This is a genomic window from Chryseobacterium sp. KACC 21268 (genome assembly GCA_028736075.1).
Taxonomy (GTDB): domain Bacteria; phylum Bacteroidota; class Bacteroidia; order Flavobacteriales; family Weeksellaceae; genus Epilithonimonas.
In genome coordinates this window covers 1097071-1117553 of record CP117875.1, presented here as the reverse complement: position 1 = coordinate 1117553, position 20483 = coordinate 1097071, and the positions used below count along the sequence as shown (strand labels likewise).

Annotated in this window: 18 protein-coding genes and 1 tRNA gene; 4 read left to right on the top strand and 15 right to left on the bottom strand. The window is 37.1% G+C overall.

Annotated features, from left to right (window positions below):
• The 3 genes from PQ459_05340 to PQ459_05330 form a co-directional block, all read right to left on the bottom strand.
• The gene (locus PQ459_05340; protein ID WDF47904.1) at positions 1-951 is read right to left on the bottom strand and encodes a metallophosphatase; all 951 of its coding nucleotides are present in this window, start codon (positions 949-951) and stop codon (positions 1-3) included.
• On the bottom strand, positions 951-1712 hold the full coding sequence (locus PQ459_05335; GenBank protein ID WDF47903.1) for a 5'-nucleotidase C-terminal domain-containing protein: 762 nt from the start codon (positions 1710-1712) through the stop codon (positions 951-953). Before PQ459_05335 ends, PQ459_05340 begins: the two co-directional genes overlap by 1 nt.
• Before the next feature lie 108 nt (positions 1713-1820).
• Positions 1821-2879 carry a hypothetical protein gene (locus PQ459_05330; GenBank protein WDF47902.1) on the bottom strand — a complete coding sequence of 353 codons (1059 nt, stop codon included), beginning with the start codon at positions 2877-2879 and terminating at the stop codon, positions 1821-1823.
• A gap of 160 nt (positions 2880-3039) precedes the next feature.
• Here PQ459_05330 and PQ459_05325 point away from each other — a divergent pair, with 160 nt between their 5' ends.
• Together PQ459_05325 and dapA are read left to right on the top strand one after the other, a co-directional pair.
• A complete protein-coding gene (locus PQ459_05325; protein ID WDF47901.1) occupies positions 3040-4572 on the top strand; it encodes a hypothetical protein in 1533 nt (510 codons plus the stop codon).
• A gap of 80 nt (positions 4573-4652) precedes the next feature.
• Entirely contained in the window at positions 4653-5528 is an 876-nt protein-coding gene (gene dapA / locus PQ459_05320; GenBank protein ID WDF47900.1) for a 4-hydroxy-tetrahydrodipicolinate synthase, read from the top strand.
• A 39-nt stretch (positions 5529-5567) separates the two neighbouring features.
• On the opposite strand, the gene PQ459_05315 is transcribed toward dapA, so the two are convergent.
• Positions 5568-5963 carry a hypothetical protein gene (locus tag PQ459_05315; GenBank protein ID WDF47899.1) on the bottom strand — a complete coding sequence of 132 codons (396 nt, stop codon included), beginning with the start codon at positions 5961-5963 and terminating at the stop codon, positions 5568-5570.
• An 8-nt stretch (positions 5964-5971) separates the two neighbouring features.
• Positions 5972-7453: a malate dehydrogenase (quinone) gene (gene mqo, locus PQ459_05310; GenBank protein ID WDF47898.1), complete on the bottom strand. Its 1482-nt coding sequence runs from the start codon at positions 7451-7453 to the stop codon at positions 5972-5974.
• Positions 7454-8074: 621 nt separating this feature from the next.
• Here mqo and PQ459_05305 point away from each other — a divergent pair.
• Together PQ459_05305 and PQ459_05300 are read left to right on the top strand one after the other, a co-directional pair.
• On the top strand, positions 8075-9763 hold the full coding sequence (locus tag PQ459_05305; protein WDF47897.1) for an ABC transporter ATP-binding protein: 1689 nt from the start codon (positions 8075-8077) through the stop codon (positions 9761-9763).
• 138 nt (positions 9764-9901) lie between these two features.
• The gene (locus PQ459_05300) at positions 9902-10237 is read left to right on the top strand and encodes a DUF3276 family protein (GenBank protein WDF47896.1); all 336 of its coding nucleotides are present in this window, start codon (positions 9902-9904) and stop codon (positions 10235-10237) included.
• Positions 10238-10340: 103 nt separating this feature from the next.
• Here PQ459_05300 and PQ459_05295 read toward each other — a convergent pair.
• The 10 genes from PQ459_05295 to leuS form a co-directional block, all read right to left on the bottom strand.
• A tRNA-His gene (locus PQ459_05295) sits at positions 10341-10416 on the bottom strand.
• Positions 10417-10449: 33 nt separating this feature from the next.
• Complete coding sequence (gene bshB1 / locus PQ459_05290) at positions 10450-11172, bottom strand: bacillithiol biosynthesis deacetylase BshB1 (protein WDF47895.1); 723 nt, start codon at positions 11170-11172, stop codon at positions 10450-10452.
• An 88-nt stretch (positions 11173-11260) separates the two neighbouring features.
• The gene (locus PQ459_05285; protein ID WDF47894.1) at positions 11261-12904 is read right to left on the bottom strand and encodes a hypothetical protein; all 1644 of its coding nucleotides are present in this window, start codon (positions 12902-12904) and stop codon (positions 11261-11263) included.
• Positions 12905-13018: 114 nt separating this feature from the next.
• Positions 13019-13891, bottom strand: coding sequence for a substrate-binding domain-containing protein (locus PQ459_05280; GenBank protein ID WDF47893.1), 873 nt, complete (start codon positions 13889-13891; stop codon positions 13019-13021).
• Position 13892: 1 nt separating this feature from the next.
• Positions 13893-14078 (bottom strand): C4-dicarboxylate ABC transporter, encoded by a 186-nt coding sequence (locus PQ459_05275; protein WDF47892.1) that lies wholly within the window; start codon positions 14076-14078, stop codon positions 13893-13895.
• A gap of 72 nt (positions 14079-14150) precedes the next feature.
• On the bottom strand, positions 14151-14975 hold the full coding sequence (locus tag PQ459_05270) for an energy transducer TonB (protein WDF47891.1): 825 nt from the start codon (positions 14973-14975) through the stop codon (positions 14151-14153).
• 33 nt (positions 14976-15008) lie between these two features.
• Positions 15009-15548: a biopolymer transporter ExbD gene (locus PQ459_05265; GenBank protein ID WDF47890.1), complete on the bottom strand. Its 540-nt coding sequence runs from the start codon at positions 15546-15548 to the stop codon at positions 15009-15011.
• Between the two features lie 11 nt (positions 15549-15559).
• Positions 15560-16168: a biopolymer transporter ExbD gene (locus PQ459_05260; protein ID WDF47889.1), complete on the bottom strand. Its 609-nt coding sequence runs from the start codon at positions 16166-16168 to the stop codon at positions 15560-15562.
• 78 nt (positions 16169-16246) lie between these two features.
• Complete coding sequence (locus PQ459_05255; GenBank protein ID WDF47888.1) at positions 16247-17110, bottom strand: MotA/TolQ/ExbB proton channel family protein; 864 nt, start codon at positions 17108-17110, stop codon at positions 16247-16249.
• A gap of 294 nt (positions 17111-17404) precedes the next feature.
• Positions 17405-20215 (bottom strand): leucine--tRNA ligase, encoded by a 2811-nt coding sequence (gene leuS, locus PQ459_05250; protein WDF47887.1) that lies wholly within the window; start codon positions 20213-20215, stop codon positions 17405-17407.
• Positions 20216-20483: the final 268 nt, after the last annotated feature.

Genomic DNA, 20483 nt, shown 5'->3' with positions numbered 1-20483 from the left:
CTAAACTATTATGTTTTCATCTATTAACTGATTATTCCAAGAAATATTTTTCACATCCTTATTTTTGTCAAAATAAAAATCCAGTCTTCCTAATAAAATTCCGGCCCAACCAACTTGATTCACAATCACATTCTTATCGTCTTTATTTTTAAACGTCAGTGGTTCTGCCAGAAAAGTGTGCGTGTGTCCGCCTAAAATCAAATCTATACCCGAGGTTTTTGCAGCCAAATGTTTATCCGAAATTTTCTCCGGCTCATCTTTGTAATCAAAACCAATGTGGGAAAGACAAATTACCAAATCACACTTCTTCTCATTTCTAAGAAAATCTGAATAGTGCTGTGCAATTTCTATAGGATTATGATAAATGGTTTCGGCATAATTCTTCTTTCCTACCAGCCCATTCAGTTCTATTCCTACAGCAAAAACTCCAACTTTGATTCCATTTTTTGTGAAAATCTTATAAGCTTCTGTTTTCCCGTCTAAAATAGTGTTTTTAAAATCATAATTGGAACAGATGAAAGGAAATTTTGCATTGGGTAACACTTTCAGAAAACCTTCCAATCCATTGTCAAAATCGTGGTTTCCCATCGTAGATGCGTCGTATTGCATCATACTCATTAGTTTAAATTCCAACTCACCTCCAAAAAAATTAAAATAAGGTGTTCCCTGGAAAATATCGCCTGAATCCAGAAGCAAGACATTCTTCTCTTCACTTCTTATTTTACTGATTAATGACGCCCGTCTTGCAAAGCCACCCTGATTCGGATTTCTAGTGTAGGAAGCATCAAATGGTTCAATGCGGCTGTGCTGATCGTTGGTATGAAGAATCGTCAATTTGTAATTTGATTCTTTGTTCAGTAGATCAAGCTGATCTGCGAGCAAAAGATTAGGAGCTAATGTCAAAGCAAGACTTCCGCCACCCATGTATTTTAAGAATTCTTTTCTTTTCATTATTCCTGCACTTTTTTGTCTTTGAAGATTAATCTCACATCATCGGGTGTTACAATCTCTGGATTCTGTTTGAATTTTTCCAGAAAAAGATCACGCATTTTGAGTCCAGTAGAAATCGTTTCGCCTTTCGCAAAGAAAAACATACTATCACCGCCCAGAGCCAGATAATCGGATGTTGCGATATAATAAGTTTTATTCGGATCGATGGTTTTTCCGTTGATTAATTTTCTTGAGATACCTGCATTTTCTGTCTCGATGACGAGGTGTGAAACCGGATTATTCTTTTGTGTTTTAAGATAATAATCAAACAAACCTTCTACTTCTTTTCCATTGATTTTGATAATGACAATTTCGTTTTCAAAAGGCATCACTTCGTAAATCTGTTTGGTAAGAATGTCGCCTTTCGGAATAATGGTTCTGATACCGCCGATATTGATCACCGCAGCATCTACTGGTGGAATATTATTTTTTTTCGCCCACTCATCTGCACCTTCAAAAGTGTAATCTGCTAATAGATTTCCCAGATTGCTGTTGTCTCCCGACTTGGTAAGTTCTACATTGGTATGGGAAATTTTGGTATTCATTTTACCTTCCAGTTCGTGTTTGTAAGGCTGGATGATGGCGTCCATGGCCTTGTCACTTGGTAACTGATCTGTAATATAAATGTTTTTCTCGGTATGGATGTTTGCAATATTGAGCGGCGTTTTGCAGCCAACTAACAGCAATCCAATGAGTCCGAATCCAAAAAGCTTGTTTTTCATTGAAAGAAATATGGATACAAATCTAAGAAATTTAGAGTTTTAAAACTAACTAATTAATACTTAGAGAAATCAATATATCATTAATTTTAACATGCAACAGATTTGTCTTTAGAATCCGATTAACCTTAGAATCTCATCGTGATTCATATGAAAGTAAAACAGAACCAGAGAAAAAGGTGTAATCAGTAAAGGCCAAAGATTTTTCCTTTGATTAAAATCCACCTCAGATTCCATTTTGTCCGGTGACTGAATTAAAATCATTAAAACCATAAAACACGAAAAAATATAAATCCAGCGGAACCAATCTATGCCCAAATAAAACAACGGTAAAACCCAAACCAAAGAAAATAAACTCCAACTCAAAAACTCTCTGAATAATGATCTTTGGAATTTCAAAACATAAAAATATAGCTGAAATAATATTATCGAAAACTCAATCAAATGAACAAAATACGATAATCTGTACTTCAAAATATGGTTGAAATCATACGCAAATTCCTCGGTGAAAATATTACTCGTACCCAGCGTAACTCCCCTATTCATCAACAACTGAATACTCTCTCCCTGATTGATATTACCACCATAAAAATAAATAATTCCCGTTGCCAAAATTGCAATCAGTATTTCCGCAAAAACCGTTGATAAACTAGTCTGCTTACCATATTTCTTAAATTGGATCCAAAGAAAAAATGGCAGATAGAAAAACGTCAGCTCGTGGAAAAAGATCATCAAAATAAAACCTGAAAAACACAGCCAGTCATACAATCTGCTCTTTGGCAAAAAAGCATAACCATACAGAAGAATAATTAACAATATTTCTTTTCTCCCGGAATTAATATAAGTACAAACCGGAAAAAGTAAGATAAATGGTGACAACAGAAGACTAATAAAAAATACTTTACCTGTCTTTTTAATCAGTTGTCTGATGATTATAAATATGAAAAAAATATACGAACTGATTTGTAACATCAAGACCAGAAATTGCAAACGGACGCCTGTTAAATCCTGAATTTTGAATAAAATACTACCCGACAATCCTCTTCTCTTGAAACCTCCGTCCTCGTAATTGATCAGCCAGTCAGAGATGGACCATCTTGTGATTTCAGCTTCGGACTCAAGATAAAGTTGGTAAAAAAAATAAGTGTAGCCCGCGACGATTATTATCAAAAAAAACAGCCAAATTCTCTGAAACAGCTTTTGATTATTGGAAGTATTAATTTTTTCGTCGGCATGCATATCTGCAAAACTAATTATTTACCGGATGTCTTCAAAAAAAGAAACCTTATAAAGTCTTGTTTTTCATTATTTTTGTTTTTTTAAGCGTTGTATGAATCTCAAATTTCTTCAAGAAAACGGCATATTATATTTTTTCTTCTGCCTGGCTGCGGTATTTTTTCTTTTCAATCCGGCAAAGTTCCCTTCTGATGATGGTTTTTTCTATCCACAGATTGCCTTCAACATTGTTCACGGAAAAGGCTCCTATTTCAACGATCTGTATCTTACCAATGGCTATCACCCACTTTGGATGATTTGCTGCATCCTTGCAGAAAGTCTGAATCCTTTTTCCAAGCAGGATGTGGTTTACATTCTTTGGGCGATTCAAGTCATTTATGTTTTATTAAGTTTCAGAAAGCTGGAAATTTTTTTTAAGGACAATTTGCTTGGTAAAATATTCAGTTACTTCTGTATCAGTATTTTATTTTTTAGCTTCGGAACGCTTTATCTTATTGAGGCTCATCTCAATCTGTTTTGTTTCTGTTTAATACTTTGGTTTTTGGCAAAACAGAAAAACAACGATTGGCTTTTTGGCGTTTTATTTTCGCTAGTATTCCTTAGCAGATTGGACAACGTCTTTCTTTTGGCTCCTTTGGGAATTTATTATTTGATTTATAGAAAATGGGATTATAAAGTAATCTTAAAATCTGGAATTGTCATTTTATTGATTTGTGGCGCTTACCTATTGAGCAACTTCTACTGGTTTGGCAGTTTGGTTCCAATCAGCGGACGAATCAAAAGTTCTTTCCCAAATTTTCAGCCTCATATTTTTCTGTCGATTATCAGTAAGTTTTTTTTAGGGATTAATCTGATTTCTGTCTTAATTTTAATATTATTTAAAAAGGTAGATTTTCGTTCTCTTAAGCTGTTTTTCGCAATAGGTTCATTAATACAAATCCTTTACAACATCGGTTTCCAGTCTCAGATTGGTCAATGGTACTATGTCGCACAGACTTTGGTTTTAATATTTTTAGTCGGCGATCTTATTTCATTTTTAATAAAAAACAGAAATTCCAATTATCTGGTTTATCCTGCTCTGATCTTAGGAATTCTGATTTCCTGTGGAATTGGCTATTTCAAAATGAGCAGCAACTTCAGTCTTCAATTTACCTTGATGGATGAAAACTCCGAAATATCTGACAGAAATCAGGACGAAGTGAAAGTCTTTGCGGAAAATATCAAAAAAACCTTACCTGAAAACTCAAGAATCTTCACCTATGATTTTCCGGGGAAATTTGCTTTTTATTCTGATATGAACATTATTCCCGCCGATGGATTGGTCGGCAACAAAATGTTTTTTGATGACATTTCAACTTTGAAATTCAATCAGTTTCTAAGAAAGAACAATATCAATTATGTCAATCTGCCCTCCGCTTTCATCAAAGATGACGATTACAGTTTTATTGGGATTTTCGTGAAAGTCAGAAATGGAAAACCGACTTATTTTATCAAAAATTCTATGACGAAGGAAAAAGTGGATTCTTTGGATTTGAACAATTATAAGATCATAGAAACTTATAAAAACCCAATCAAAACCTGGCAGAAAGAATATGATTCTATCACCATTTATCAGCTCAAATATTAATTGGGAAATTTTTCAGATTATATAAGTTCATAATTCGTTTAAAATAAATTAAATTTGGAAAAAATAAATTTAATATAAAAATGGGTCAGTTAAAAGGCGTAGGTGTGGCTTTGGTAACACCTTTCAATGAAGATCTTTCTGTAGATTTTGATTCTCTTACCAAATTAATCGATTATAACATAGACAACGGAACCAATTTCCTGGTTGTTTTGGGAACTACAGCCGAGGCTGCAACGCTTTCCAAGGAGGAAAAGGAAAAGGTAATTGCGCATATCACAAAGATCAACAACAACAGACTGCCTTTGGTTTTAGGAATCGGCGGAAACAATACGGCAGAAGTCGTACAACAAATCAAAGAAACAGATTTATCAGATTTCGATGCCGTTCTTTCTGTTTCTCCATATTACAACAAACCGAATCAGGAAGGACTTTATCAGCATTATAAAGCTTTGGCAGAAACTGGTGTGAAAATTATTATTTACAATGTTCCTGGAAGAACCGGCCAGAATGTGGAAGCTTCTACAACTTTGCGTTTGGCCAATGAGTTCCCCAATCTTTTTATGGTGAAGGAAGCAGCTCCGAACATTCTTCAGTATTTCGATATCCTGAGACAAAAACCGGAGAATTTTTCTCTAATGTCCGGCGACGACGAATATACTTTACCAGTAACTTTGGCTGGTGGAGACGGCGTAATTTCCGTAATTGGCCAGGCTTATCCGAAAGAGTTTTCTACAATGGTAAAGTTTGCACTAAGCCGTGAAGTGGATGAAGCTTATAAAATCCACAACTCATTGGTAGAAATCACAAGATTGATCTTTGCTGAAGGAAATCCGTGCGGCGTGAAAACCATTTTGGCTGAGAAAGGAATCATCAAAAATTACCTCAGACTTCCGCTTGTAGCAGCATCCGAAGGTTTGCAGGAAAAGATTAAAGCTGAAATGGAAAAGCTTTCTTAATAACAAAAAAGGTTCAGAAATTTCTGAACCTTTTTATTTTTACATATCTAATCTGATTTTATAAACATCAGATCCATTTCTCACAATGCCTTCCTCAAAGAATCCATTATTCTGCGGAATCAATTCTATAAAATCAAACACTTTACAATCTTTTGGCAATCCTGCAAAAACGAGCGTAAACCAGTATTCTTTTCCGTGCGGCACATCTGTCCAGACTGGAAACAAACTGATGTTTTCAAAATGAATCAGTTTGGAAATATGGTCAGAACTCCTGTCGATCAAATAAGTGGATGACCAGATTCTGATCTTCTCCTCCAGAAAAAACTGCGACTTGTAGCAGCAATGCAAAATCACCTGCTTCTCCTCTATCGTTTCCGACTGAAGCTGGCGAAGAATCTCTTCATCGATCTTTGGTTTTACAATGGTTTCGCTCATTAATAATTTTAATATTCCAGCTCCAATTTTTCTTTAGAATATGCTCTGATTTCGTTGATCAATTCAGGGTATTCAGCTAGTTTTTTACCGTAGCTTGGGACCATTTCTACCAATTTATCTTTCCAGTCGGTTTTCAGTTTATCGGCAAAACAGTTTTCAAGAACCATAATCATCGCAAATGCGGATGTACTTGCACCAGGAGAAGCTCCTAAAAGTGAAGCTATATTTTTATCCTTATTAACGACTACCTCAGTTCCAAACTCCAGTCTTCCACCTTCAAAACGGTCTTTTTTGATGATCTGAACACGTTGGCCGGCCTGCATCAGTTCCCAGTCTTTTTCCTGAGCATCGGTCACGAAATCACGGAGATGTGACATTCTCTGAGATTTATTCATCGTCACCTGCTGGATCAGATATCTCGTCAATGGCATATTATGCCACCAAACGCCGAATAACGAACGGATATTTTTGAAATTCACACTTTCCGGAAGATCCAGATAACTGCCTTCTCTCAAGAATTTGGTTGAGAATCCTGCGAATGGACCGAAAAGAAGTGCTTTTTCACCATCAATGATTCTAAGATCCAGGTGAGGCACAGACATTGGCGGCGCGCCCACGGTTGCCTGCGTATAAACCTTCGCCTGGTGTTTTGCTACCAATTCCGGATTTCTGCTCACAAGCCATTGTCCGCTAATTGGAAATCCACCGTAGCCTTTGCTTTCCTGAATCCCGGAACTGTCCAGAAGTGGCAAGGCGTAACCTCCAGCGCCGATAAATACGAAATCCGCATTCACGGTTTGTTTGTGAAGGTTTTTTCGGTCATTCACTTTTAGATTCCAACTTCCTTTTCCGTCAGCATCGATATCTTTGACTTCGTGGTAAGTGAAAACTTCTACAGATTCTGTCTTGTTGAGATGTTCAATTAATTTAACCGTTAGTTTTCCAAAGTCAACATCAGTTCCCAGATCCATTTTGGTTGCTGCCAATTGATCAGATGCCATTCTTTTCTGCATCATCAGTGGAATCCACTCTGTCAGCTTATCGTGATCATCGGAAAATTCCATCCCTTCGAAAAGTGGGGATTTCAGAAGGGCTTCGTGTCTTTTCTTAAGATAGTTAACATCTTTTTCTCCAAAAACGAAACTCATATGCGGGCAGGAATTGATGAATTCTTTTGGATTATCAATAATCCCTTTGTTGATGAGATAAGACCAGAACTGCTTGGAAACTTCGAATTGTTCCGCAATATATTCTGCTTTCTTAATGTCTATTTTACCGTCTTTTTCCGGCGTGTAATTCAGTTCACAAAAAGCAGAATGTCCTGTTCCCGCATTGTTCCATGCAGATGAACTTTCTTTGGCTACTTTTTCCAGTCTTTCGAAGATTGCAATTTCCAGTTTCGGGTCAAACTCGTGGAGCATTGTTGCCAACGTTGCACTCATTATTCCACCACCAATCAATACAACATCGTATTTAGGTTTCGGATTCATTTTTTAATTAAATTTTTCAAATACAAAAATACTGAATAATGTTATTTTTCACGCCTTTTGTGATGGATAAATTGACTTACCATTTGTTAAGAAATCCCGAAAACAGCCCGCGACAGGTTATTTAAGTGGCTTCAATAGGTTGCTAAGTGGCTAAAGGCAGTGATGCAAGTGCCTTCGACCATTCATTCAAGTGGCTGAAGGCAGTCCGGAAATGGCTGCAACCACTTGACCAACCCCTTTTGCCCGGTTAATAACCATCTCTTACCATTTAAACAACCACCCTCGACCACTTATACAACAGCCTTTAGCCACTTCCGAACCGTCCTCAGCCACTTAGACAACCGGCTTTGACCATTTCGGAACCACCTGCGACCACTTGAGCAACCGGGGTAAGGGTGGTTCTGAACCGGGTACCCCCCCTTCGGAACCACCCCCTAAAGCAATCTCTTATTTGATGAAAACCTTTATCAGATAGGGATTTTCACCGATTTGATTGTGTCCGCCATCGAGTTTGTAAATTCATATCATTTGTTAAGTAAATCTCAATTTTGGTTTTAAACCATCCTTTGAAATTTTAAATCATTAATTTTGCATCGCCTTTGGAAAATCAAAGCGAAAAGAATGAAAGCTTTAAAAACACTTAATCCATATTTCTGGAAACACCGCATCTTATTATTTTGGGGATTTTTATTCATTATTCTGAGTAATTTTTTTGCCATCTATAAGATCCAGTACATCGGACAAACCATTAATATTATTGAGAAAAACTACTCGACACTCAAATTATCAGACGAAGCAGGACTGATTGATAACGTCAAAAGCAATTGGGCGTATTTCAGAATCATTTTTATCAATTCCGGGATTCTGATTGTCTGTTCTTTACTTTCCGGATTTTTCACATTTATGATGCGACAGACTATCATCGTTGCCTCCCGAAGAATTGAGTACGAACTGAAAAACAAAATCTACACGCATTATCAGGAATTATCTGTCACTGATTATAAAAAGACGACTATTGGTGACTTAATGAACCGTCTCAGCGAAGATGTTGTGGCTATCAGAATGTATCTCGGGCCTGGAGTGATGTACGTTGTCAATCTTATTATTTTATTGATCATCACCAGCGTCTATATGTTTATGACTGATGTCCAGATGACGCTTTGGACTTTGGTGCCACTGCCTATTCTTTCTTTCGGAATTTACAAAGTGAGTGACATCATCAATAAAAAATCGAAAGTGATGCAGAAAAGCCAGTCCGAAATTTCGACTTTCGTACAGGACAGTTTTTCAGGAATCCGTGTTGTGAAATTCTTCAGTAAAGAAAAATATATTGAGAAAAATTATGGGATTAAAGTCAAAGATTATCAAGATAAAGCATTGGATCTTGCAAGGACGGAAGCTTACTTTTTCACGATCATCCTTTTCGTAGTCGGCCTTCTGAATGTCGCGATTCTTTATATCGGCGGACAAAAATATATCGCAGGCGAAATGAGCGTAGGAACCATCGCAGATTTCTTTATGTACATCAATATGCTGATTTTTCCTTTCTCGATGCTTGGCTGGGTAACCTCTGTGAATCAACGAGCGGAAGCCAGTATGCAGCGTGTGAATGAGTTTATGGATGTGAAATCTGATATCATCAATACCAATTCAGAAACTTACCCAATCAGTGGTGAAATAGAATTCCGAAACGTGAGCTACACCTATCCAAATACGGGCATCAAAGCCGTGGATAATCTCAGTTTTAAAGTTGACGCAGGTAAATCACTTGCGATAATGGGGAAAACAGGAAGCGGAAAATCTACGATTGCACAACTGATTTGCAGATTAATTGATCCCGATGAAGGTGAAATATTAATTGACGGTAAAAATCTAAAAAGTCATAATCTGAAACTCTACAGAGATCAGTTAGGCTACACACCGCAGGAAAGTTATCTCTTTTCTGATACGATTGAGAACAATATCGGCTTTGCGATTGACAAGCCAAATAGAAGCTTGGTCGTAGAAATGGCGAAAAAAGCGGATGTTCACAAAAATATTGAGGAGTTCAAAGAACAGTACGAAACAATGGTGGGCGAACGTGGCGTAATGCTGTCTGGTGGGCAGAAGCAGAGGATTTGCATTGCCAGGGCGATGATCAAACAACCTAATATTTTAATCTTCGATGATTGCCTTTCTGCATTGGACACGGAGACGGAAGAGAATATCCTGCAAAACATTGACAAAGACCTCAAAACGACAACATCTATCATCATAACTCATAGAGAATCAAGCGCAAAGCGGGCTGATGAAATTCTATACCTGAATTGATTTCTCCACTAAATCGTTAAGAATATCCCCGAAATTTTAAGAAATTCACTTAATTTTGAGGTTTTTTTAACAAAACATTTTGAATTTCCGAGAATTCTGTTATATTTGTTAATACACATTTCTAAAAAAATTATAACGATGAGTGAATTTAAGGAACGACATGAGAATGAGATTTTCACTAAGGTGTTGAAAGCAGGCAGAAGAACGTATTTCTTTGATGTGCGGGAGACGAAAGCAGGTGACTATTATTTAACCATTACCGAGAGCAAAAAGAATTTCGGAGAAAATGGAGAAGCAACTTTTGAAAAACACAAAATCTACCTTTACAAAGAAGATTTCAAAAGTTTCCAGGAATTATTCAATGAATCTACAGACTTCATCATTCAGCAAAAAGGCGAAGATGTAATCTCAGAAAGACATGATAAAGACTTCAAATCAAAATCTTACACTATAGAATCCGACGACGAAGTTTAAATTAAAAATCAAAAGCGTTTCGAAATTACGAAACGCTTTTTTATTTCTCTTAATCATATAAAAACAAAAAAGCATCTCATCAAATGAAATGCTTTTTCTCTGTGGGTGAATGAGGGGTCTCGAACCCCCGACCTCCGGAACCACAATCCGGCGCTCTAACCAACTGAGCTACAATCACCGTTTTTGCGTGTGCAAATATAGTACTTTATCGTTTAATTGCAAATAATTCCTTCAAAATTTTTGAGTGCAATTAATTTTTCCGTTGTAAAACCTTCTGCAAACTCAACACCGGAAAGTCTTCCAAGATCTTGGGCTCTGTAAGTCAAGCTCTCCAGGAAATCCTTTGTAGCAATCGGTGTCACCGGCTCTTTCGAATCTGGATTGTAAAACTGAGTTTTGTACGCAAGGCACGCTTCAATCTTCTTATCCAAAAATCCTGTAATGTCAATCACAAACTCCGGAACCACATTTTTCCATTGGATGTAGTGAAAGATATGTTTGGGTCTCCAAACATCCTGTAGCTCGTTATTATCATAAGTTTCGATTTTCTTAAGACCAGCTAGGAAGCAAGCATCAGAAACCAATTTCGCAGCCTTTGCGTGATCAGGATGACGATCATCTATCGCGTTGGCCAAGACAACTTCTGGTCTGTACTTCCTGATCTTTTCTACGATCTTCAATTGATATTCTTCAGAGTTAGTAAGAAAACCATCTTTCAGCTTCAGGTTTTCCCTTGCCGTAATTCCTAAAATCTTAGCTGCGTCACTCGCTTCCTGAGCACGGGTTTCGGCTGTACCTCGGGTTCCTAATTCACCTTCGGTCAAATCAATAATACTAACTGTTTTGCCTTCTGAGATCAATTTAATGATTGTTCCACCACAGCCTAATTCTACGTCATCCGGATGTGCTCCTATAGCTAGAAAATCACATTTCATTTTCAAAATATTTATTGTGCAAAATTAATAAAAACAAAACTTCCCAATCTTATGAATTGGGAAGTTTATATGTTGGTTCACTTAAAGATTATTGACCAAGTGCTTTTTGAAGCGCCAATGCATCTGCATAAGTTGGATTCAATGCCAAAGATTTTGCAATATTAGCTTTTGCTTTTTCTTTATCACTGTCTTTTGCGATAAAAGCGATTGCAAAGTAAGCGTAAGACATTGTCTCTTTGTTGGCTTCCTGATCAGCTGCTGGTTTTGCCATCAACGTATCGATATACTTTTGGTATGCCGCAGATGCCAATTCCTGGCTTCCTGCCTGCTGATAAGCATAACCTTGGCTGTAATATGCTGGCTCCCAAGTTGGAAGAAGCGCTATCATTTTTTGCCAAGTCAAGATTGCACCATTCCAGTTTTTGATGTCCTGATAAGCTTGTGCCAATTTATATAGGGCATCTGTATCTTGTGCATTAGCAGCAACTTTAGCCTTCAAAGCGTCGATCTCTGGAGATGTTCCGCCTGCATCAGCAGTAATGCCTACCAATCCGCCTTTGATTTTCGCTAATTCTTCATCCCAGTTTAAAGTTTCGTCTTTTGCATTCTTAGCAATAGCAATTTTTTGCTGAACTGTAGCTTCTAGCTGTGCTTTTTTAGCCGTATCTTTCTCATCTTTTGCCAATCCTGCTGCGATCAAACCTTGTAAACCTTCGTCTGACGCTTGAACTCTGGATTTATCAGCCTGAGATAAGAAAGTACTGATGCTTTGCTGAGCTTCTGCATATTTACCTTCACCATAAAGAATGTAGGCTCTCAATTTATGTTTGATAGGATCATTCACTTTATCGAAAACAGAATCTAAAGTTGTTTTTGCATTCGCATAATCCTCATTTGTAAAATAAAGCTTAGCAATCTCCAACTGTGTATATGGATCTTCATCCGCATACTTTGTATAGTTGATCAAATTCTGAGTTGCCTCAGCATTTTTTTGATATTTGATATTGAAACCTGCCAATGCTTTGTAAGCCGGCGCGTAAGTTGGATCTACAGCAATTGCTTTATCGATGTTTGTCTTTGCTTGTTGCCATTGTTGTGCAGCAATCCAAAGAGTACCTTTTCGTGTGTAAACCGAAGCTTTATTCTTAGCTACAGCTTCTGCCTTATCGTAAGCCGTCATCGCGTTACCTGGATCTTTTTTGATTCTGTAAGCATCACCTAGAGCGTAGTAATAATTTGCAGGAACGCCAGCTTTTCCAGCTTTTTCAACCGCTTTGTTCAAGAAGCCAATCGCTAGATCAGGTGAACTGTTTTTTTCGAACAATGTCAACGCCTCACCAGCACGGAAAAGTACTTCTGCATCTTTCTCTCTAGAATCTTTTACAATCTGTTGGATTTCTGCAACTGCAGATTTATCGCCTTTACCAAGTTTGACAGATGCCAAACCTAATTTGTTCAAATAACTTTTAGGATCTGCAGCTAGACCTTTGTTAAAGCTTTCTTGAGCTAAATCAAAATTTGGGTCGAACTGAGTTAAATATGTGTTACCTAAATAAAAGTAATTGCTTGCTTCTTTAGGATTTTGGTTGATAAGGTCTGTGTAATTTTGTTTTGCCTTTGCATATTTTTGGCTATCTACAAAGTTAATCCCGTCTTGTACAGATTGTGCAAAACTAAAACTAGTAAAAAAGCCTACCGCAGCTGTAACAAAAATTTTTTTTGATAAATTCATTTTATTCTCTTTTTTCATTTTTCTTAACTATAAATTTCGGTTTTATCGACAATATTTAGACCAAAATATAAATTAAAGTTTAAATCTTCTGTTAAATAAATATTAAAAATTAAATTATTTCATTCTCACTTCTCTTTTGAAAATATTGTAAGGTTGAAGTCCCTCTTTTTCAACAACAATTTGACCTAATTGCTGGCAAGAGAACCTTATGAAACCATTTCCGAGACCATAGTACGCTTCATTAGAAACAAAATACAACACTCTGGTAAATGGATAAGTCATATTTTTAAGGTTATCACCTGTGACATCGTAAGCCTGACTGTCTTTGACTACTTTCAAGATCTTCAAATCATTTCTCAGCCTTTGAGCTTCCTCGCCGAACGGTCGGCTTATTGTATTGTAGCTGATCACTCCAATTTTATCTGGATAGTTTTTCAATTGTTCAGCTACATTTTCATTACCATTGATGATAGAAAATTTGAGCTGAGAAGGATCTTTCTTGAATTTTTGTGCGATAAAATTCAGATTACTGGAGTTGGTTCCATCGAAGATCAAACGCTTTTTATCTGAATTCAACTCTGAGTAAATCTCTTCCATTGAGATAGATTCTAATGGCGAATCTTTGGGAACGACGAAAAGGACTGCATCTGCCGCAAACTTTCCTGGAAGCCAAGGCAAATCGATTTTTGTATCGTAAGCTTCTTTTTCCTTTTGAGACAGTTCTCTGGACATCACTGCAATCCTTACTTTTCGATCAAGTAAATCTAGAAGTCCGAGATCCTCTTTCTTGATCACGACGTTGATTTTTGTCTCTGGATTCAGAGCCATATATCTTTCTGCCAAAGCTTCGACTACACTTTTGAAAGACTCGTCTGTTTCGACAGTGATCTCTCCCTTATTTGGTGTATCAATCTCTTTAGGTTTCTCTTTGGAACACGCGAATACAATAGCAGCTATTGCTATGAAGAGAAAAAATATTTTTTTCATATTAATTATCACTTTTAATTCTGAGGATAGCTCGTACAATTCGGAACACGCCGTAAGCTATAAGTAGTCCACCTAATGGATAAGCTACATTAGGTTCTAGAATAACGATAAAGAATTTATATACGATAACAACGATTCCTAAAACGATGTAGAAAAGTCCTGTTATCAAAGAAAGCCAATTAAACATATCACAAATTTAATAAAAAAAAGAGAAGTTGTTACAACTTCTCTTTTATATAATATATTACAAGTTAAATCCTTACTGGAAATTCATTGTAATTGGGAATCTAAATCTAGACCTAACTGGTTGCCCGTTAACTTTAGCTGGAGCCCATTTGTTCTTAATTCCTTTAACAGTCGCTTCAGCTTCTTTATTAAAGTCTGAATTAGAACCAGTTGCTTTCACCTGCGTAAGCGTACCATCTCTTTCCACAACGAATGTTACTTCTGTCTTTAGAGTACCTTCACCCTCTAGACTTCCTGAATCAAAATTATTCTGAAACTTAGTTCTGAATGAGTTCATACCTCCAGGATATTCTGCAGACTGATCTACTGATTCGTAAACCTCATTGGTGACTGGTTTTACTTCCGCCGTTACTACTTTACCAGTTCCTGGTGGCGGTGGTGGTGGCGTGTAAGTTGGTGTTTTCACACCTTCTTGGTTTTGCAATCCTGTTGTCGTCTCCAATTGTTTTGTAATTGGTGGCGGTGGAGTTTCAATCTTTGGAGCCTTTTTAGGTTCCGGAACAACATTCTGAATCACCTCTTGCTTTTCCTCTTCTTTTGGTGGAGGTGGTGGCGGTGGTTCTTCTTCTTTTGGTTGCTCAATAATCGGTTCGTCTGGTAAGATCTCTACTAGATTCGCATCTACCTCTACCTTATCTTTAGCATTCATCTGCTGGATCTTAAGATAGATAAGTGGCGAAATTGCTAGGACAAGAAAAAAAGCTGTTCCAATTAAAAAAGACTTTGTAAGCATCCTAGAATATGTCGATCTGATGTCATACGCGCCATATTCTTTATTTCTCTTTTCAAATACAATCTCATCAAGCGTGGGATTGTAATTCAAATTATCTTCTGCCATTAATATATTATTAAATGTGATACTTGTAGTGGATTATTCTCCTACTTTCTTTTTGTAGATAGCTAATTCCCAAGGTTTGATATCGGTCACCCCATATCTCTCGTTTTTGGTAATAGCCATCTCATCTAGAATGTCTACAAAGTTTTTATATACTGCATCGTCCGTCGGCTTGATAATTACTGTGAACTTTTCTTTATCAGATGCTCCGGCTTTTGCTCTCTCTATTACTTTCGTAATACCTTCTCTATCGAAGTTGGTTTCAACAAGAGTCTGATCATTAAGACCAGCCTGATCTTGCTGATGATAAAATATCTTGTTGTCTTTCCCTATCAAGATAGAAATTGAATTATTCAATTTGATCTCTGTTTCTGGTGGAGTCTGTTTGTCCTTCGGTTTAGCCGGAAGACCAAGATCCATTACATTTGGTTTACTGAACGTTGTAGTAAACATAAAGAACGTGATCAAAAGAAATCCTAAGTCTACCATGGGCGTCATGTCTACGCGGGTGTTCTGCTTCTTCGAGCGGACCTTGCCGCCTTTCCCGCCGTCGTCTTTTACTTGTACTTCTGCCATTTCTCGTAGATTTAGTTAGATGATTTTTCTTGTGATGTGATCAACCAGAATTTAAGAAAATCAATATCTCTTAAACCTTCAAACAAACCTTTAACTTTAGGATACTTCGTAGTAACGTCACCTTTAATCGCTAACTTATAGTCAGGATTTACGGCTAAACTTTGCTGTACCCAATCAATCAATTGTTTATTTGTGCTATCCATTGGGATACCTTCTGTGGCTTTGAAAGCTTTTTGTTTATCTTCAGGAAGATTCAAATAACCTTTTAGCTTACCAATTGGTACGCCTACCGCTTGCACTTTTGTAAATGCTACTTTCTCTTGATTTGTAAATGCAGGAAGTTTGTACTTCGCAGCCATATTATCAAGAAGCTTGATTCTTTCTGAACTGTTTTCTACAGGTTGAAAGTAGAACAATCCAGCAGGAGTAACATTTATAGTCATAAGACTAGCATCAGGGAGTAATTTCTCTGATATAGAAGAAGGCGGTTTTATCGACTCCACATCAGGTTTTTTGAACTGAGTGGTTAATATAAAGAATGTAAGTAGTAGGAACGCAACATCACACATTGCGGTCATGTCCGTAACTACTCCATGTCTTTTTGGTTTAATTCTCGCCATTATTTAAATGTCTTTGTTAACTAATTTATGAATTTGAAAATGCGAAATACATTTTCGTTTTTATCTTCTGCTTATTTCTTAGTGAAATTCAGCAAAAGACTGTTGGATGCTCATAGAGATCTCATCGATCTTGTAAGTCAATCCGTCGATTTTAGACGTAAAGAAGTTATAAAGGATAATCGCGATTGCAGAAGTACCAATACCTAAAGCAGTATTCATCAATGCCTCAGAGATACCGATTGACAATGCTCCAGCATCTGGAGTACCACCACCACCACCTAGAGCAGCAAATGCTTTGATCATCCCGATTACTGTTCCTAGTAGTGCTACCAAAGTTGCAACTGTACCTAATGTAGAAAGAATCATCATATTCTTCTCAAGCATTGGCATTTCAAGAGTTGTAGCTTCTTCGATTGCTTTTGTAAGAGCAGCCATTTTTTGTTCTTTGTTTAGCGTCGTATCTTTAGCTAATGCTTTGTAAGTCGTAAGACCTTCTTTCACAACATTACCTACAGATCCTTGTTGTCTGTCGCACTCTTCAAGAGCTTCATCAACTTTGTTTTGATTAAGTAGACTTCTAATTTTCAATACGAAATTATCAACACTACCATTACCAGCTGCTTTGCTCAAAACGAATGCACGCTCGATAGCAAAAACAATAACTGTGATCATGAATGTAATAAGGATAGGAACAATAAATCCTCCCATATAAACCATTCCTAGACCGTGTGGGTGTAACTCCTTACTTTCGATATCTGCGAAAGCAACAGAAGCTGTACCATCGATACGTGGATCAGCAGTAAAGTTTGATGGGTTACCACAAACAAATAAATAAATAGCAATACCTATTACCAATAAAATAGGAATAATTACCGCAGGATTAAGACCTCCTTTTTTCTTAGCAATTACTTGCTCATCCGTGTTTGAAACATTCATTTCCATATTAAAACTAAATTATAATTGTTAAATTTTATTCTGTAAAATAAAGTCATTTTATTTAAAAATGCAAACTAAATAATGCGACTTTTTATTTTTTTTGTCAATGCAATCGAGACCGCATTTATATATTATTAAAATTAAACTTATTTTTTATCAATTTATTATCAATCTTTCTAAACATTGTAAAATAAAACCAGAAAATGTGAATTATTTTTATGTTATTCGATTCAATAATTACATTTATAATATATAATAAATTTTTGTTAAAGTTTTAAAAGCCTCGTTTTCATTGCTTACTTATGAGACAATATTAATGATTTTCTTGGGAACGAAGATGAAATTTTTCACCGTTTTTCCATCCAACTGCCTCTTTGCATCCTCACTTTCCAAAATAATCTTTTCCACCTCCTCTTTTCCAAGGTCAGCGGCCAATTTTATCTTGAATTTCATCTTTCCGTTAAAACTTACTGGGTAATCTATCTCATCTTCTACAAGATAAGCTTCGTCAAGAATTGGAAACTTCTCGAACTCTATAGACGAATTATTTCCTAGCAAATTCCATACCTCTTCGCAGATGTGTGGCGCATAAGGCGAGATTATTACGGCCAATGGCTCCAGAATCGCTCTCTTATTGCATTTCAATTTTTGTAACTCGTTGACTGCTATCATAAATGACGACACCGATGTATTGAAAGAAAAATTCTCAATATCAAAAAGCACTTTCTTGATTAAGGTATGGAGAATCTTGAATTCAGCTTTTGTCGGCTCTTCATCAGAAACTTCAAACGTGTCGCCATTGAAATATAAGTTCCAGAATTTTTTCAAAAATCCATAAACGCCACTTAGACCTTGCGTGTTCCAAGGCTTGGATTGTTCTAATGGACCAAGGAACATCTCGTACAATCTTAAACCGTCTGCGCCATATTCATTACAAATATCGTCTGGGTTGACGACATTGTATTTTGATTTGGACATTTTTTCTACTTCACGACCAGTGATGTATTTGCCATCTTCCAAAATAAATTCTGCATCAGCATAATCTGGTCTCCAAGCTTTGAAAGCTTCAGTATCTAATTCATCAGTTGTTCCTTTTAATAAAGACACATCAACGTGAATGGCTTGAGTTTTATGTTCACTAATCAAATTTTTGGAAACATATTGATTAGTTCCGTCAATTCTATAAACAAACGCACTCATCCCCAAAATCATCCCTTGATTAATCAACTTTTGGAAAGGTTCATTTTGCTTAATGTAACCTCTGTCTTTCAAAAACATATTCCAGAAACGAGAATATAACAAATGTCCGGTGGCGTGCTCGCTTCCACCGATGTACAAATCGACTTGTCCCCAATAATCTGTCAGTTCTTTTTTAGCAAAAACTTCGTCATCATTCGGGTCCATATATCTTAGGAAATACCAAGAACTTCCTGCCCAGCCAGGCATTGTGGATAACTCTAATGGGAAAACGGTTTTATCATCAATCAAATCCGTGTCAACCACTTTTTGATTCGCCTCGTCCCAAGCAAATGTTTTCGCATTTCCTAATGGTGGGTCGCCATCTTCTGTCGGTAGATATTTTTCAACCTCGGGAAGTTCCAAAGGCAAAGCGGAATTTGGCAAAGTGTACGGCATTCCTTCCTTATAATAAATAGGAACCGGCTCACCCCAATATCTTTGTCTGGAAAAAATCGCATCACGCTGTCTGTAATTCGTTGTTCCGTGACCAATTCCTTTGTTTTCAATTTCAGCGATTATTTTTGATTTCGCATCCTTATAATTAAGTCCATTCAGGAAATCAGAATTCACGCAAACTGAATCTTTAGAATCGTACGCTTCTTCCTGAACATCCACATCAGATTCTACAACTTTGATGATTTCCAAATTAAATTTTTTCGCAAATCTATGGTCACGCTCGTCGTGCGCAGGAACCGCCATCACAGCGCCAGTTCCGTAGCCCATCAACACATAATCCGAAATATAAACAGGAATATTTTTCCCTGTAAACGGATTGATGGCGTAGCTTCCCGTGAAAGCACCACTCACGTTTTTCACGTCAGCCATTCTATCACGTTCTGTTTTCTTGGATGTTTCTTCTATATAATTATCAACCTCAGTTTTTTGTTCTGGAGTTGTTAAATTCTGAACCAGAGGATTTTCCGGCGCCAAAACCATAAAGGTCGCTCCGAAAATGGTGTCGGGACGGGTTGTAAATACTGAAATCGTTTCTCCGTTCTCAGTTGAGAATCTTACCTGCGCACCCTGAGATTTCCCAATCCAATATTCCTGAGCATCTTTCAAAGGTTGAGGCCAGTCCAAAGTTTTCAAACCTTGCAACAATCTTTCCGAATATGCAGAAATCCTCATACTCCACTGCATCATTTTCTTTTGAAAAACTGGATAACCGCCTCTTTCGGATTTTCCGTCTTTGATTTCGTCGTTCGCCAAAACAGTTCCCAATGCTGGACACCAGTTCACCGTCGTTTCTGCACGGAAAGCCAGACGATAATTCAATAATATTTCTTCCTTCTTAATATCAGAATAAGATTTCCATTCCTCTGAAGTGAAATTTAATTCCTCATTTTGATTGGCATTCAAACCTTCCGTTCCTTTTTGCTCAAAATGTTGGATTAAGGTTTCGATAGATTCCGCCTTGTCCGTATCTTTATTGTACCAGGAATGAAACAACTGGATAAAAATCCATTGCGTCCATTTATAATAAGAAGCGTCCGAAGTTCTCACTTCCCTGCTCCAGTCAAATGAAAAACCGATTTTTCTTAATTGCTCCTCGTATCTCGTGATATTTTGCTCCGTCGTAATTGCAGGATGCGTTCCGGTCTGGATTGCATATTGCTCAGCAGGAAGTCCAAAACTGTCATAGCCAACCGGATGCAAAACGTTGAAACCCTGATGCCTTTTGAATCTCGCATAGATATCAGACGCGATGTATCCCAGCGGATGACCCACGTGAAGTCCTGCTCCGGATGGGTACGGAAACATATCGAGGACGTAGAATTTCGGTTTATCGGTTGAGTCGGAAGTCTTGTAAGTTTGGTTGTCTTCCCAGTATTTCTGCCACTTTTTTTCTATCTGCTGATGGTCGTAAAACATTCTATAAAGTAAGAATTAGTAATGAATAATTTTTTTAAGATTCACAAAGTTAAGATTTTGAAATAAATAGACAATTTTAAATTTTCCAGTTCATTTTGTCTACAGTGATAATTATTTGGGCGCCTTTATCCGTCTGTAGTTTATCCTGAGCGGAGTCGAAGGGGTTCCCGCTTTTTTATTTTCCCCTAAGCTTTTCCCAACGCAAAAAAAACAAAAAGAGCTCCACTCAGGCCGGGGCGCAGATTCCAGCTTCGAATCAGCATTTCTA

What these genes read in the sequence shown, in the direction of transcription:
- PQ459_05325 (WDF47901.1), top strand. Translation starts at nt 3,040, where the DNA reads ATGAATCTCAAATTTCTTCAAGAAAACGGCATATTATATTTTTTCTTC.
- PQ459_05340 (WDF47904.1), bottom strand. Translation starts at nt 951, where the DNA reads ATGAAAAGAAAAGAATTCTTAAAATACATGGGTGGCGGAAGTCTTGCT.
- PQ459_05305 (WDF47897.1), top strand. Translation starts at nt 8,075, where the DNA reads ATGAAAGCTTTAAAAACACTTAATCCATATTTCTGGAAACACCGCATC.
- dapA (WDF47900.1), top strand. Translation starts at nt 4,653, where the DNA reads ATGGGTCAGTTAAAAGGCGTAGGTGTGGCTTTGGTAACACCTTTCAAT.
- PQ459_05300 (WDF47896.1), top strand. Translation starts at nt 9,902, where the DNA reads ATGAGTGAATTTAAGGAACGACATGAGAATGAGATTTTCACTAAGGTG.
- PQ459_05260 (WDF47889.1), bottom strand. Translation starts at nt 16,168, where the DNA reads ATGGCGAGAATTAAACCAAAAAGACATGGAGTAGTTACGGACATGACC.
- PQ459_05255 (WDF47888.1), bottom strand. Translation starts at nt 17,110, where the DNA reads ATGGAAATGAATGTTTCAAACACGGATGAGCAAGTAATTGCTAAGAAA.
- leuS (WDF47887.1), bottom strand. Translation starts at nt 20,215, where the DNA reads ATGTTTTACGACCATCAGCAGATAGAAAAAAAGTGGCAGAAATACTGG.
- PQ459_05270 (WDF47891.1), bottom strand. Translation starts at nt 14,975, where the DNA reads ATGGCAGAAGATAATTTGAATTACAATCCCACGCTTGATGAGATTGTA.
- mqo (WDF47898.1), bottom strand. Translation starts at nt 7,453, where the DNA reads ATGAATCCGAAACCTAAATACGATGTTGTATTGATTGGTGGTGGAATA.
- PQ459_05275 (WDF47892.1), bottom strand. Translation starts at nt 14,078, where the DNA reads ATGTTTAATTGGCTTTCTTTGATAACAGGACTTTTCTACATCGTTTTA.
- PQ459_05335 (WDF47903.1), bottom strand. Translation starts at nt 1,712, where the DNA reads ATGAAAAACAAGCTTTTTGGATTCGGACTCATTGGATTGCTGTTAGTT.
- PQ459_05265 (WDF47890.1), bottom strand. Translation starts at nt 15,548, where the DNA reads ATGGCAGAAGTACAAGTAAAAGACGACGGCGGGAAAGGCGGCAAGGTC.
- bshB1 (WDF47895.1), bottom strand. Translation starts at nt 11,172, where the DNA reads ATGAAATGTGATTTTCTAGCTATAGGAGCACATCCGGATGACGTAGAA.
- PQ459_05315 (WDF47899.1), bottom strand. Translation starts at nt 5,963, where the DNA reads ATGAGCGAAACCATTGTAAAACCAAAGATCGATGAAGAGATTCTTCGC.
- PQ459_05280 (WDF47893.1), bottom strand. Translation starts at nt 13,891, where the DNA reads ATGAAAAAAATATTTTTTCTCTTCATAGCAATAGCTGCTATTGTATTC.
- PQ459_05285 (WDF47894.1), bottom strand. Translation starts at nt 12,904, where the DNA reads ATGAATTTATCAAAAAAAATTTTTGTTACAGCTGCGGTAGGCTTTTTT.